The sequence below is a fragment of the Pseudomonas californiensis genome (assembly GCF_021147775.1).
Taxonomy (GTDB): Bacteria; Pseudomonadota; Gammaproteobacteria; order Pseudomonadales; family Pseudomonadaceae; genus Aquipseudomonas; species Aquipseudomonas californiensis.
In genome coordinates this window covers 1-864 of record NZ_JAGTPK010000132.1, presented here as the reverse complement: position 1 = coordinate 864, position 864 = coordinate 1, and the positions used below count along the sequence as shown (strand labels likewise).

1 protein-coding gene is annotated in these 864 nt (G+C 52.8%); it reads right to left on the bottom strand.

Annotated elements, in window-relative coordinates:
* Window positions 1-19 precede the first annotated feature (19 nt).
* A complete protein-coding gene (locus KDX37_RS29285) occupies window positions 20-769 on the bottom strand; it encodes an IS5 family transposase (RefSeq protein ID WP_231656647.1) in 750 nt (249 codons plus the stop codon).
* Window positions 770-864: the final 95 nt, after the last annotated feature.

Below are 864 nucleotides of genomic sequence, written 5' to 3'. Positions count from 1 at the left end.
GCTAGGGTCTGTTCCCGTTTCACATTGGCAGCCACAGAAAAGCGCAGGCCATTGCTATGACGCTTTCATAGTTTCTCTTGAGTTTGTCGAATCGAGAAGCCACCGCCCGGAAATACTTCAACCGGGCGAAGGCGTTTTCTACGAGATGTCGATTGCGATATAACCCTTTGTCCAGATCTGCGTTCCCTTTCAGAGAATTGCGCTTTCGTGGAATCACCACTTTACTGCCTTGCTGCTCGACCTGAGCGCGTATCGCTTCAGTGTCGTAGCCCTTGTCCGCAATGATCACTTCTGCATCAGGCACCTTGGCAATCAACGAGGCCGCCTGTGAACAATCATTGGTCTGGCCTCCGGTTACGTCAAATGCAATGGGCAGCCCACAAGCGTCTACCGCCAAGTGAATCTTGCTGGTGTTACCGGCTCGGCTTTTTCCTATGGCCTGGTCCTGCGTGCTGGCAGCACCTGCACTGTGCTGATGAGCCTTGGCATAGCTGCCATCAATGAAAACCCACTCCATGTCAGGATCGGTCATCAGCACCTCAAGCACCTTGACCCACTTGCCTGAAGCAGACCAGGCATTGAACCGCTTGTAGACCTTGCTCCAGTTTCCAAACGCTTTCGGCAGGTCTCGCCAAGGGCAGCCCACACGCATGCGGTACAGCATGCCTTCAACCGTGGTGCGCAAATCTCGCTTGTTGTAGATCGATTCGTGTAGCAAAATTTCTCGTAGCTTCGGCCAGTGCTCATCACTGAGCATTAATCGGGGCATTGCAGGCTCGTATTGGTGTTGTGTGAGAACTCCAACAATACGGGCCTGTTCTCATTGAGATCAATGGATTACGTCGAAACGGGAACAGACCCTAG

Excerpts from the sequence above, each read along its gene's own strand:
- KDX37_RS29285 (WP_231656647.1), bottom strand. The coding sequence starts at position 769 with ATGCCCCGATTAATGCTCAGTGATGAGCACTGGCCGAAGCTACGAGAA.